Annotated in this window: 8 protein-coding genes; 3 read left to right on the top strand and 5 right to left on the bottom strand. The window is 71.7% G+C overall.

Translation table 11 applies throughout. From position 1 onward, the window contains the following. Positions 1 to 34 precede the first annotated feature (34 nt). Both IE118_RS20315 and IE118_RS20310 read left to right on the top strand, forming a co-directional pair. On the top strand, positions 35 to 2,659 hold the full coding sequence (locus IE118_RS20315; RefSeq protein ID WP_189559385.1) for a SpoIIE family protein phosphatase: 2,625 nt from the start codon (positions 35 to 37) through the stop codon (positions 2,657 to 2,659). Positions 2,660 to 2,800: 141 nt separating this feature from the next. Then, positions 2,801 to 3,952 (top strand): glycoside hydrolase family 18 protein, encoded by a 1,152-nt coding sequence (locus IE118_RS20310; RefSeq protein ID WP_189559384.1) that lies wholly within the window; start codon positions 2,801 to 2,803, stop codon positions 3,950 to 3,952. Here the strand turns inward: IE118_RS20310 and IE118_RS20305 are convergent. The 4 genes from IE118_RS20305 to IE118_RS20290 are packed head-to-tail and all read right to left on the bottom strand — an operon-like array spanning position 3,939 to position 7,823. Next, positions 3,939 to 4,703 (bottom strand): succinate dehydrogenase/fumarate reductase iron-sulfur subunit, encoded by a 765-nt coding sequence (locus tag IE118_RS20305; RefSeq protein ID WP_189559383.1) that lies wholly within the window; start codon positions 4,701 to 4,703, stop codon positions 3,939 to 3,941. The two genes, IE118_RS20310 and IE118_RS20305, sit on opposite strands and share 14 nt — an antisense overlap. Beyond that, on the bottom strand, positions 4,700 to 6,634 hold the full coding sequence (locus tag IE118_RS20300) for a fumarate reductase/succinate dehydrogenase flavoprotein subunit (protein ID WP_189559382.1): 1,935 nt from the start codon (positions 6,632 to 6,634) through the stop codon (positions 4,700 to 4,702). Before IE118_RS20300 ends, IE118_RS20305 begins: the two co-directional genes overlap by 4 nt. A gap of 15 nt (positions 6,635 to 6,649) precedes the next feature. Beyond that, positions 6,650 to 7,486: a succinate dehydrogenase subunit SdhC gene (gene sdhC / locus IE118_RS20295; RefSeq protein ID WP_189559381.1), complete on the bottom strand. Its 837-nt coding sequence runs from the start codon at positions 7,484 to 7,486 to the stop codon at positions 6,650 to 6,652. Positions 7,487 to 7,529: 43 nt separating this feature from the next. Next, positions 7,530 to 7,823 (bottom strand): Rv0250c family protein, encoded by a 294-nt coding sequence (locus tag IE118_RS20290; RefSeq protein ID WP_189559380.1) that lies wholly within the window; start codon positions 7,821 to 7,823, stop codon positions 7,530 to 7,532. Positions 7,824 to 8,113: 290 nt separating this feature from the next. Between IE118_RS20290 and IE118_RS20285 the strand changes: the two genes are divergently transcribed. Further along, the gene (locus IE118_RS20285) at positions 8,114 to 10,384 is read left to right on the top strand and encodes an ABC transporter family substrate-binding protein (RefSeq protein ID WP_189559379.1); all 2,271 of its coding nucleotides are present in this window, start codon (positions 8,114 to 8,116) and stop codon (positions 10,382 to 10,384) included. A 71-nt stretch (positions 10,385 to 10,455) separates the two neighbouring features. On the opposite strand, the gene typA is transcribed toward IE118_RS20285, so the two are convergent. Further along, positions 10,456 to 12,363 carry a translational GTPase TypA gene (typA, locus tag IE118_RS20280; RefSeq protein ID WP_189559378.1) on the bottom strand — a complete coding sequence of 636 codons (1,908 nt, stop codon included), beginning with the start codon at positions 12,361 to 12,363 and terminating at the stop codon, positions 10,456 to 10,458. Between the last annotated feature and the right edge of the window lie 259 nt (positions 12,364 to 12,622).

Raw genomic sequence — 12,622 nt, 5'->3', positions numbered from 1 at the left:
TGCCGGACGCGGTGAGCTGGAGGGGACGGTTCGCGTGAGCGAGATACCAGCGAAGGCCACGGAGTCCGAGGACTCGTCGGGCGGCGCGAGGAGCGGGGCCGTCGACGGCCCCGTCCCAGGCGATGCTCCGTCCGGCGACGGGATGTGGCAGAGCAGTCCGCCCGGCTCCATGTACGACTACATCAAGGTCGCCGCCTTCTCCATCGGCCCGGACGGGCTGGTCGACCAGTGGAGCCTGCGCGCCGAGCAGATCTTCGGCATCCCCGCGGAGCGCGCGGTCGGCATGGACCCCATAGAGGCGTTCATCGAGCCCGTCCGCCGGGAGCGCGGCCAGCGGAAGATGGCCGAGATCCTCGACGGCCGCGAGTGGACCGGTGTGGTGCCGATCCGGCTGCCGGAGTCGTCGGCGGCGGACGCGCGCGACCGGGAGGGCCTCGCCGAGGTCTACGTCATGCCGACCCGCACCGAGGAGGGCGAGAAGGCCGCCGTCTGCATCGTCGTCGACGTGCGCACCCTGCGCCGTATCGAGACCGATCTCGCCGCCTCGCAGGCCATATTCGGCCAATCTCCGTTCGGTTTCCTGCTGATCGACCCCGACCTGCGGGTCCGCCGCGCCAACCAGCGGTTCGCCTCCATCTTCGGCGGCACCGTCGACGACCACCGCGGCAAGGGCGTGCACGACTACCTGCCGCGCGGGGAGGCCGAGCGGGTCGCGGCGACCCTGCGCCGGGTCCTGGAGTCCGGCGACTCCATCACGGACATGCACGTCACGGGCTTCGTCCCGGGCTCCGACGAGCGCCGCCACTGGTCCGTCAACCTCTACCGCGTGCACAGCGGGAGCGGCCGGCCCATCGGCATCGCCTGGCTCGGAACCGACATCACCGCCCGCCGCGCCGCCGCCCGCGAGGCCGCCGCCGCACGGCGCAATCTCGCCCTCCTCAACGAGGCGGGCGCCCGGATCGGCAATTCGCTGGACCTGGAGACGACCGCGCGCGAGCTCCTCGACGTCGTCGTCCCCGGCTTCTGCGACCTCGCCACCGTCGACCTGTACCAGGGCCTGCTGGCCGGGGACGAGACCCCGCCGGGGCTCGCCGACGGCAGCGCGGAGGTGCGCAGGGTCGCCTTCGCCAGCGCGGTCTCCGACGCGCCGTTCAGCGGCACCGGGGAGCCCGTCAAGCTGGGCGCCGTCCACCACTACCCGTTCAACTCGCCCTGTGCGGACGCCCTGCGCACCGCCCGCCCGCAGAAGGTGCCGGGCGACGACGGCGGGCTGGTGCAGTCCACGCTCGCCGTGCCGATGGTCGCCCACGACACCGTGGTGGGCCTCGCCCAGTTCGCCCGCACCAAGGGCAGCGAGCCGTTCGGCGACCGCGACCGCGAACTCGCCGTCGAACTGGCCGCCCGGGCCGCCGTCTGCATCGACAACGCCCGCCTGTACCGGCGCGAGCACGAACGCGCCCTGATACTCCAGCGGTCCCTGCTCCCGCCCGGCGACCCGGAGGCCTCCGGCCTCGACATCGCCTGCCGCTACCTGCCGGGCAACGCGGCGACGGGCCGGCCCAGCGAGGTCGGCGGCGACTGGTTCGACGTCATCGAACTGCCGGGCCACCGCACCGCGCTGGTCGTCGGCGACGTCATGGGGCGCGGCCTGCGTGCGGCCGTCGCCATGGGCGAACTGCGCACCGCCGTACGCACCCTGGCGCAGCTCGACCTGGAACCCGCGGAGGTCCTCTCCCAGTTGGACGAGATCGCCCGGGGCCTCGGCACCCCGGCCTTCGCGGGAGGCGTCCAGCAGGCCACCAGAGCGGCCCGCCGTCCCCGCGAGGCGGACCTCTCCGAGGTCTACCTGGCGACCTGCGTCTACGCCGTCTACGACTCGGTGACCCGGCGCTGCACCTTCGCCAACGCCGGGCACCTGCCGCCCGTCCTGGTCGAACCCGGCGAGAACGCGCTGATGCTGGACGTGCCGCCCGGCATGCCGCTCGGCGTCGGCGGGGAGCCCTTCGAGGAGGTGGAGGTCGAACTGCCCGAAGGCGCCCTGCTCGCGCTCTACACGGATGGACTGGTCGAAAGCCGCGATCACCCCCTCGACGAGGGCCTGCAGGCCTTCGTGGGCGCCCTGACGGACCCGTCCGCACCCCTGGAGGACGTCTGCGACCACGTCCTCAACACCCTCGACACCCACCACGGCGAGGACGACATCGCCCTGCTGATGGCCCGCGTCCAGGGACTGCCCGCCGACTCCGTCGGCGACTGGACCCTGCCCCGCGAGCCGCGCAGCGTGGGCCGGGCCCGTGAGTTCGCCCGCGCGCAGCTGCTCGCCTGGGACATGGAGCCCCTGGTCGACACCACGGAGCTGCTGGTCAGCGAACTGGTCACCAACGCCCTGCGGTACGGCGAGGGCGAGATCCGGCTCCGGCTGCTCCTCGACCGCACGCTGGTCTGCGAGGTCTGGGACTCCGGCCTGGTCCAGCCGCGCCGGCGGCGGGCCCGTGACACCGACGAGGGCGGCCGCGGTCTCCAGCTCGTCGGACTGCTCAGCGCGGCCTGGGGCTCCCGCCGTACGCACCGGGGCAAGACGGTCTGGTTCGAACTCCCCCTCCCCGGCACCGACACCACCCTCACCGACCCCGCGGAGGCCCTGCTGAGCCTCTTCTGACAGCCCCGCCCCGCCGGGCACCGGCACGTGCGGCGGTCACCGGCCGCCGTCCGACCGCAACCGGAACACCCGTTCCCCTCGTCCTCCCCCTCAACATCGACCAGGGGCCGGCGGCGGGAGCCGGCGGTGAGGGGTGCCGGGATGGAACGCACGGACCCGCAGGAGGGGGCGGCCACGCCGGCCGGCCCGGCCCGGGATGCGACGCCCGGCACGGAACCGGCACCCGACGCGAAAGCGGCGCCCGGCACGGAACCGGAGGCCGGCAAGCGGCGCAGGCCCTGGGTGCGGCGGGTCAGGCTCACCGCGCTCGTCCTCGTCCTGCTCCTGGTGGTGCCGGTCCTCGCCGTCGAGACCGCCCTGCGGGTCAACTACCTGGGGGACCCGGCGGAGGGCACGTACACCCGTGACCGGGACGCCATGTGGCTCGGGCACGCCTGGGTGGACGGGCGGAAGAAGGACGCCGACGTCACCGCCCTCGCCCGCAGGCTGGAGGGCACCGGCATCCGTGACCTCTACGTGCACTCCGGCCCGCTGGAGCACGACGGCACCCTGCCGAAGTCGGCGTACCCGCGCGCCCGCTGGTTCATCGACGCGGTGCACCGGGAACTGCCGGGCGTCCGGGTCCAGGCCTTCCTCGGGGACGTCCTCGCGAACGGGGGCCCCGACGGCCTGCACCTGGACCGCGCCGCCACCCGCGCGGAGGTCGTCCGCAGCGCCGGTCAGGTCCTGGACACCGGCTACGACGGCGTGCACCTCGACCTGGAGCCGCTGCACTCCGGCGACCGGGACTACCTCTCCCTCCTGGACGACCTGCGCGCCCTCACCCGTGCCGAGGACGCGCGCCTCAGCGTGGCCGCCCACCAGATCGACCCGCTCCCGAACCTGCACTCCGTCGCCGGTCTCTTCGCCGACCACCCCAAGTGGTGGTCCCAGGAGTTCTTCGGCCAGGTGGCCCGGCGCGTCGACCAGATCGCCGTGATGTCGTACGACACCGCGCGGCCGCTGGAGAGCACCTACGGCGGCTACGTGGCGCAGCAGACCTCCCTCGCCCTGGAGGTCACCCCGCCCACCACCCACCTGCTGATGGGCCTGCCCTTCTACCACGAGAGCAACTTCAGTCACTGGGGCCATGCCGAGACCGTCGCCGCCGCCGTCCGCGGCGCCCGCCTCGGCCTCTCCCGGACGGACCCCGACCGGGAGCTCTTCGGTGTCGCCCCGTACATCGACTTCACGGCGACGGAGACGAACTGGAGGGAGTACCGGGAGGGCTGGCTGCGTCCTACCGCCTCCTGATCTTCGAGCCCAGCCACACCAGCGGGTCGTACTTGCGGTCCACCGCCCGTTCCTTGAGCGGGATCAGCGCGTTGTCCGTGATCCTGATCCCCTCCGGGCAGACCTCCGTGCAGCACTTGGTGATGTTGCAGTAGCCGAGGCCGTGTTCCTCCTGCGCCGTGCGCTTGCGGTCCAGGCCGGACTCCTCGGCGGCGTCCAGCGGGTGCATGTCGAGTTCGGCGACCCGCATCAGGAAGCGCGGCCCGGCGAAGGCCGGCTTGTTCTCCTCGTGGTCGCGGACCACGTGGCAGACGTCCTGGCACAGGAAGCACTCGATGCACTTGCGGAACTCCTGGGGGCGGTCCACGTCCTCCTGCATCATCCGGTACTCGCCCGCACCGACCCCCTCCGGCGGCACGAACGCCGGCACCTGCCGGGCCTTGGTGTAGTTGAAGCCGACGTCGGTCACCAGGTCGCGGACCACCGGGAAGGCCCGCAGCGGGGTCACGGTGATCGTCTCGTCCCGCTCGAAGACCGACATGCGGGTCATGCACAGCAGCCGGGGGCGCCCGTTGATCTCCGCCGAGCAGGAGCCGCACTTGCCGGCCTTGCAGTTCCAGCGCACGGCGAGGTCGGGGGCCTGGGTGGCCTGGAGGCGGTGGATGATGTCGAGCACCACCTCGCCGTCGTTCACCTCGACCCGGAAGTCCTCCAGGCCGCCGCCCCGCACGTCCCCCCGCCACACCTTGAAGCGGGCCTCGTAGCTGCTCACTCGTAGAGCTCCTCTTCGGCGAGGTACTTGACCAGCTCCTCCTTCTCGAAGAGGGCGAGCAGGTCGGGGCGGATGGGTTCGGTGGTCTCCCGGGTGAGGGCGATCCGGCCGCGTGCCGCCTCGCCGGCCGGAAGGCCGTCCCCGGGGTCGGTGAGGGCGCACAGCAGGTTGACGTTGCGCCAGGCGCGGTCCATGCCGGGGTGGTCCTCGCGGGTGTGCCCGCCGCGCGACTCGGTGCGTTCCAGGGCCGCCCGGGCCACGCACTCGCTGACCAGCAGCATGTTCCTGAGGTCGAGGGCGAGGTGCCAGCCCGGGTTGAACTGCCGGTGTCCCTCGACCCCGGCGCGGCCGGCCCGTACCCGCAGCTCGGCGAGCCTGTCGAGGGCCTGCTTCATCTCGGGCGCGCGGCGGATGATCCCGACCAGGTCGTTCATCGTCTGCTGGAGCTCCTGGTGCACGGTGTACGGGTTCTCCGGCGGGCCCTCGGCCGGTGTCTCCCCCTCCGCGGAGAAGGGGCGCAGCGCCTCGGCGGCGGCCGCGTCGACCTGTGCGTCGTCCACCCGGGGCCGCGCGTCGCCCGCGGCGCCCGCGTACTCGGCCGCGTGCCGGCCGGCCCGGCGTCCGAACACCAGCAGGTCGGAGAGCGAGTTGCCGCCGAGCCGGTTGGAGCCGTGCATGCCCCCGGCCACCTCACCGGCGGCGAACAGCCCCGGCACGCCGCGCGCCGCCGCGGAGTCGGAGTCGACGGCGATGCCGCCCATCACGTAGTGGCAGGTCGGCCCGACCTCCATCGGCTCCGCCGTGATGTCGACGTCCGCGAGCTCCTTGAACTGGTGGTACATCGACGGCAGCCGGCGCTTGACGACCTCGGCCGGCATGCGTGTGGAGACGTCCAGGAAGACACCGCCGTGCGGGGAGCCGCGGCCCGCCTTGACCTCGGCGTTGATGGCGCGGGCCACCTCGTCGCGGGGGAGCAGTTCGGGCGGGCGCCGGTTGTGGTCCGGGTCCTCGTACCAGCGGTCGCCCTCCTCCTCGGACTCGGCGTACTTGTCCTTGAAGACGTCCGGGACGTAGTCGAACATGAACCGCTTGCCCTCGGAGTTGCGCAGCACCCCGCCGTCACCGCGCACCGACTCGGTGACGAGGATGCCCTTCACCGAGGGCGGCCAGACCATCCCGGTGGGGTGGAACTGCACGAACTCCATGTTCAGCAGCGGCGCCCCGGCCAGCAGCGCCAGCGCGTGCCCGTCACCGGTGTACTCCCACGAGTTGGACGTGACCTTGAACGACTTGCCGATCCCGCCGGTGGCGATCACCACGGCGGGTGCCTCCAGGACGAAGAAGCGCCCGGTCTCCCGCTCGTAGCCGAAGACGCCGGAGACCAGGGGGCCGTCCTTCAGCACCCGGGTGACGGTGCATTCCTGGAAGACCTTCAGCCGGGACTCGTAGTCCCCGGTCTCGCGGAAGTCCTCCTGCTGGAGGGCGACGATCTTCTGCTGGAGGGTGCGGATCAGCTCCAGGCCGGTGCGGTCGCCCACGTGCGCCAGGCGCGGGTACTCGTGGCCGCCGAAGTTGCGCTGCGAGATCCGGCCGTCCTTCGTCCGGTCGAACAGCGCGCCCCAGGTCTCCAGCTCCCACACCCGCTGCGGGGCCTCCTGGGCGTGCAGCTCGGCCATCCGCCACTGGTTGAGGAACTTCCCGCCGCGCATGGTGTCGCGGAAGTGCACCTGCCAGTTGTCGCCGGAGTTGACGTTGCCCATCGCCGCGGCGATGCCGCCCTCGGCCATCACGGTGTGCGCCTTGCCGAACAGCGACTTGCAGATCACGGCCGTGCGGGCGCCCCGCTCGCGCGCCTCGACGGCGGCGCGCAGGCCCGCGCCGCCGGCCCCGACCACGACGACGTCCCACTCCTGTCGGTCGACCACGGACATAGGTAAGGCCCCCAGCTAGAAGAAGCGCGGATCGTCGAAGACACCGGTCGCGACGAGGTAGACGTAGAGGTCGGCGAGGGCCACGCTCAGCAGCGACGCCCAGGCGAGCTGCATGTGCCGGGCGTTCAGCCGGCCGACCCACTGCCACATCCGGTAGCGCACCGGATGCCGGGAGAAGTGCTTCAGCTTCCCGCCGACGATGTGCCGGCAGGAGTGGCAGGAGATCGTGTACGCCCAGATCAGCACGATGTTGACGAGGAACACCAGGGTGCCGAGCCCCATGTGGCCCCAGTCGTAGTCCTCGTCCCGGAAGGCGAGCACGGTGTCGTAGGTCAGGATGCAGGCGACCAGCAGCGCCGCGTAGAAGAAGTACCGGTGGATGTTCTGCAGGATCAGCGGGAAGCGGGTCTCCCCGGTGTACTTCGCGTGCGGTTCGGCCACCGCGCAGGCCGGCGGGGACGCCCAGAAGCCCCGGTAGTAGGCCTTGCGGTAGTAGTAGCAGGTCAGGCGGAAGCCGAGCGGGAAGATCAGGATGATGATCGCCGGTGAGAGGCCCCACCAGCCGCCGAACAGCTCCCAGTTGGGTCCGGCCTTCATCGGCTCGCAGTTCTCCGCCAGGCACGGCGAGTAGAACGGGGAGACGTAGGGGGCCGCGTAGTAGTCGGCGTTGGCCAGGGCCCGCCAGGTCGAGTAGACGACGAAGGCGAGCAGCCCGGCCGCGGTGGCGGCCGGGGCCAGCCACCAGCGGTCGGTTCGCAGGTGCGGGGCGGCGATCGCGGCGCGCGTGCGGGTGCGCACGCCGCCGGTCGGCGGATGGGGTTCGGTGGCAGGAGGTTCCGTGCCAGTGGCCACGTGTCCACTCCGGTAGGGGTCAGGGCGCCGCGATCGGCGGTGGTCAGGGGGCGTGACGGCCGCGGGCGCCGAGCCCTTCGTCGTCGGTGTCCACCCACAGCGAGGGGTCGTACGGCGTGTCGGAGATGGTCACGAGGTCGGGCCGCCGCTGGGGGGCCGCGGCGGTGACCGCCGTCTCCCGCAGCAGCGCGATGCTCTCGCGCAGGTGATCGGTGTCGGAGCGGACGCGGCGCATCTCCAGGCCGCCGCTGCCCATCAGCTTCTCCAGGCGCCCCACCGACCGGACCAGGTCGTCGAGGCAGCGCTGGACGGATGTCAGTTCCTCGTGCACGGACATGACGTGACCTCACTTCCACGGGTCTCCACGGCCCAAGGCGGCAACGCTCATGCGCCTGAGAGTGTTGCGCGTCACACCTTGTGCTGTGAAGGGATGTGCATCGATTGGCCGAGGCGTACGGGTGCATCGCCCGGTGCTTTGCGCCGCACGGGTGGGCTTGTCACCCAGGGCCGTCGTGTCGCCCTGAGTTGCCGAACCCTTTCCTCTTCAGTGGGCCGCATACATCGGATGAGCGCCAAATACCACCAAACGTGATCGTAACGCCCGCGGCTTCCCGGAGGTACTCAGAGATGTCCCACGACGGCGTCGGCCCGCGCGCGGCTCCGCGTTCGCTCGCCCTCCTCACCGCCGGCATCCTCGCGGTACCCGCGCTGGCCGGATGCGGCTCCGGGGACGACCCCGCGGGCGAGCCGCTCGCCGGGGCGGACATCGCCCGCGCCGACCGGGCGAAAATCTCCGACGGCGGCACCCTGCGCTGGGCGGTGGACACCGTCCCGCCCACCCTGAACACCTTCCAGGCGGACGCCGACAGCACCACCTCCCGGATCGCCCAGGCCGTCCTGCCCTCCCTGTACCGGACGGACGGCAACGGCCGGGTGGTGCGCAACCCGGACTACCTGGAGTCCGCGGAGGTCGTCGACACCGAGCCCAAACAGGTGGTCCTCTACAAGCTCAACCAGCAGGCCGTCTGGAGCGACGGCCGGGAGATCGGCGCCGCCGACTTCGCCGCCCAGTGGCGCGCCCTGTCCGGCAAGGACACCGCCTACTGGACCGCCCGCAACGCCGGCTACGACCGCATCGGGAAGATCGAGCGGGGCGGGAACAACCTCGAGGTCAAGGTCACCTTCGACCGCCCCTACGCCGACTGGAAGTCGCTGTTCACCCCGCTGTACCCCAAGGAGGTCATGGGCACCCCCGACTCCTTCAACGACGGGGCGCGCAAGAAGCTGCAGGTCACCGCCGGCCCCTTCACGGTGCGGAAGATCGACACCGAGGAGGACGAGGTCACCCTCACCCGCAACGTCCGCTGGTGGGGCGACCCGGCGAAGCTCGCGACGATCGTGCTGCGCTCGGTGCCCCGCGACAAGCGGCTCTCCGCGCTCAGCGCCGGCACCCTCGACCTGGCCGAGATCGACGCCACCGCGGCCGGCCGGGTCGGCGCCGCCGGGCCGCCCCGGAGCGACGGCGGGGCCGCGCCCCTCATGGGTCCCGGCGCGGACCGCTCCGCCGCGGACGCGCTGCGCTCCTGGGCGGTCGCCAACGGCTCCGACGAGGACGCCGCCGACGAGGAGGTCACCGCCCGCAGGAAGCTCCGCAAGAAGGCCGAGAAGTACGCCCGTCAGCAGAAGGCCCTCGCGGGCTACGAGGTGCGCAAGTCCCTGGAGCCCGCCTACACGCAGCTCGCCCTCAACGGCGCCGACGGGCCCCTGGCCGACGAGCGGGTCCGCCGGGCCGTGGCCCGCGCCCTGGACCGGGAAGCCCTCGCCGAGGCCGTCCTGAAACCGCTGGGCCTGCCCGCCGAGCCGGTCGGCAGCCACCTGGCGCTGGCCGGCCAGGCAGCCTACGCCGACGGCAGCGGTGCCCTGGGCGAGCAGGACGCCAAGGAGGCCCGGGCACTCCTCGCGGACGCCGGCTGGGTGCCGGGGGGCCCGGTGGAGAAGGGCAAGAAGGACGAGGAGAAGGCGGCCGGGTCCGAGAGCGACGAGGGGTCCGACAGCGACAACGGCTCCGGCGGCGCATCGGAGGGCGGCGACGACGGGTCCAGCGGCACATCGGAGGGCGGCGACGACGGCACGTACATCGTCGGCCAGGACGACGGGTCCGGCGGCGACGACGGCAAGGCCCCCCGCGACTCCGGCACCGGCACCCAGCAGCTCCACCAGGGCAGCGCCCCCGGCGCCTACGCCCCGAAGGGCACCCCCGCCCCGGCCCGCGCCGGCAACGCGCCCGTGGCGAAGAACGGCAAGGCGCTCACCCTCCGCTTCGTCCTGCCCTCGGGGCCCGGCTCGGACACGCTGACCACCGTGGCCGGCCGGATCTCGGAGATGCTGGAGCGGATCGGCATCCGCACCGACGTCTCGAAGGTCGACGACGACAGCTACTTCAAGGACCACATCGCCTCCGGCGAGTACGACCTCGCCCTGTACTCGTGGCCCGCGACCGCCTTCCCCGCCACCGACGCCCGCCCCGTCTACTCCAAGCCGGTCCCGGCCGCCGACGGCTCCCTGAACGTGGAGCAGAACTGGACCCGCGTCGGCACCGACCAGGTCGACCAGCTCTTCGACCAGGCCATCGGCACCCTCGACGACGCCGAACGCCACGCCCTGATCCGCAAGGCCGACTCCCGCATCTGGGCGGCGGCCGGTTCGATCCCCCTCTTCCAGCGCCCCCAGCTCACCGCGGCCCGCACGAACCTGGCCAACGCCGGCGCCTTCGGCCTGCGCACGCCGGTCTTCGAGGACATGGGCTTCCTGAAGAAGTCCGCGCAGGGCCCGTCGGGCTCGCCGGGCGACACGGGCTCACCGGGGTCACCGGGCTCCGGTGCGTCGGCCGGGGACTGACGCACCGGGTACATGAGGAAGCGGCCCACCCCGCTCGGGGTGGGCCGCTTCCGTGTCCGTGCGTGCCGGGGTCAGCCGTGCTTGGCGCGGCTCGCGGCGCGGGCGCGCTCGCGGGCGTCCAGGTTCACCTTGCGGATGCGGATGGCCTCCGGGGTGACCTCCACGCACTCGTCGTCGCGGCAGAACTCCAGGGACTGCTCCAGCGACAGCTTGCGCGGCGGGACGATCGACTCGGCCACGTCGGCCGTGGACGACCGCATGTTGGTGAGCTTCTTCTCCTTGGTGATGTTGACGTCCATGTCGTCGGAGCGCGAGTTCTCACCGACGATCATGCCCTCGTACACCTCGGTGCCGGGCTCGGTGAACAGCACGCCGCGCTCCTGGAGGTTGGTCATCGCGAACGCGGTGACCGCGCCGGAGCGGTCGGCGACCAGGGAGCCGTTGTTGCGGGTGGTCAGCGTGCCGAACCAGGGCTCGTGGCCCTCGTGGATGGAGTGGCCGATGCCCGTGCCGCGGGTCTGGGTCAGGAACTCGGTGCGGAAGCCGATCAGACCGCGGGAGGGCACCACGAACTCCATGCGGACCCAGCCGGAGCCGTGGTTGGACATGTTGTCCATCCGGCCCTTGCGGACGCCCATGAGCTGCGTGACCGCGCCCATGTGCTCCTCGGGGACGTCGATGGTCATGCGCTCGACCGGCTCGTAGACCTTGCCGTCGACCTCCTTGGTGACCACCTGCGGCTTGCCGATGGTCAGCTCGAAGCCCTCGCGGCGCATCTGCTCGACCAGGATGGCCAGCGCCAGCTCGCCGCGGCCCTGCACCTCCCAGGCGTCGGGACGGTCGGTGTCCAGGACGCGGAGCGAGACGTTGCCGATCAGCTCGCGGTCCAGGCGGTCCTTGACCTGGCGGGCGGTGACCTTGCGGTCCTTGACGGCCGCCTTGTTGTCGGCGCCCTTGCCGGTGCCGCCGCGGCCGACCAGCGGGGAGGTGTTGGTGCCGATGGTCATGGAGATCGCCGGCTCGTCCACCGTGATCAGCGGCAGCGGGACGGGGTTCTCCGGGTCGGCCAGGGTCTCGCCGATCATGATGTCGGGGATGCCGGCGACGGCGCAGATGTCACCGGGGGCGGCCTTCTCCGCGGGCTTGCGGGTGAGCGCCTCGGTCATCATCAGCTCGGAGATGCGCACGTTGGCGACGGACCCGTCACGCTTCATCCAGGCGACCGTCTGCCCCTTCTTCAGCTCGCCCTGGTGGACGCGGAGCAGGGCGATGCGGCCGAGGAAGTTGTCGGCGTCGAGGTTGGTGACGTGGGCCTGGAGCGGGGCGGCCTCGTCGTAGGTGGGAGCCGGGATGTAGTCCAGGATCGTCGAGAAGAACGGCTCCAGGCTGGTGGAGTCGGCCGGGACCGTGCCGTCCTCCGGCTTGGTCAGCGAGGCGACGCCGTCGCGGCCGCAGGCGTAGACGATCGGGAACTCGATCTGCTCCTCGTCGGCGTCCAGGTCGAGGAAGAGGTCGTAGGTCTCGTTGACGACCTCGTCGATGCGGGCGTCCGGACGGTCCGTCTTGTTGATGCACAGGATGATCGGCAGCCGCTGCTGGAGCGCCTTGCGCAGCACGAAGCGGGTCTGCGGCAGCGGGCCCTCGGAGGCGTCCACCAGCAGCACCACACCGTCGACCATCGACAGGCCGCGCTCGACCTCGCCACCGAAGTCGGCGTGGCCGGGGGTGTCGATGATGTTGATCGTGATGGGCTCCCCGCCGTCCTTGGGGTGGTACTTCACCGCCGTGTTCTTGGCGAGGATCGTGATGCCCTTCTCACGCTCCAGGTCGTTCGAGTCCATCATGCGGTCGTCGACAGAGTCGAGCTGGTGGGCGGCGAAGGCGCCGGCCTGCTTGAGCATGCCGTCGACGATGGTGGTCTTGCCGTGGTCGACGTGGGCGACGATGGCGACGTTGCGGATGTCGTGGCGCGTGGCCATAAAAGGCGTACTCCCGGGAGTGCTGAGGAATGCCCCGCACGAGCGTCTGTGGTGTGCGGGCCCTGCCGGGCTGAACATGCCTCGGCCTCACCCCATGGTACGGGCCCGTCGCGGGGTCCGCCGTCGCGAGCGGGTGCGCAGCCTGTTGCTTCCGGGAACCGGGAAGACCCGTTCGGATATCGGAGTGCACAGAAACACGTTTCGGACAAGTAAACAAAATGGTGCACCTGTTTGTCCGAAATGCCGTTTTCTGATTCTT

The organism is Streptomyces pilosus (assembly GCF_014649835.1).
Lineage (GTDB): Bacteria > Actinomycetota > Actinomycetes > Streptomycetales > Streptomycetaceae > Streptomyces > Streptomyces pilosus.
The sequence above is the reverse complement of the archived record's forward strand: the minus strand, read 5'-3'. Positions and strand labels throughout refer to the sequence as shown.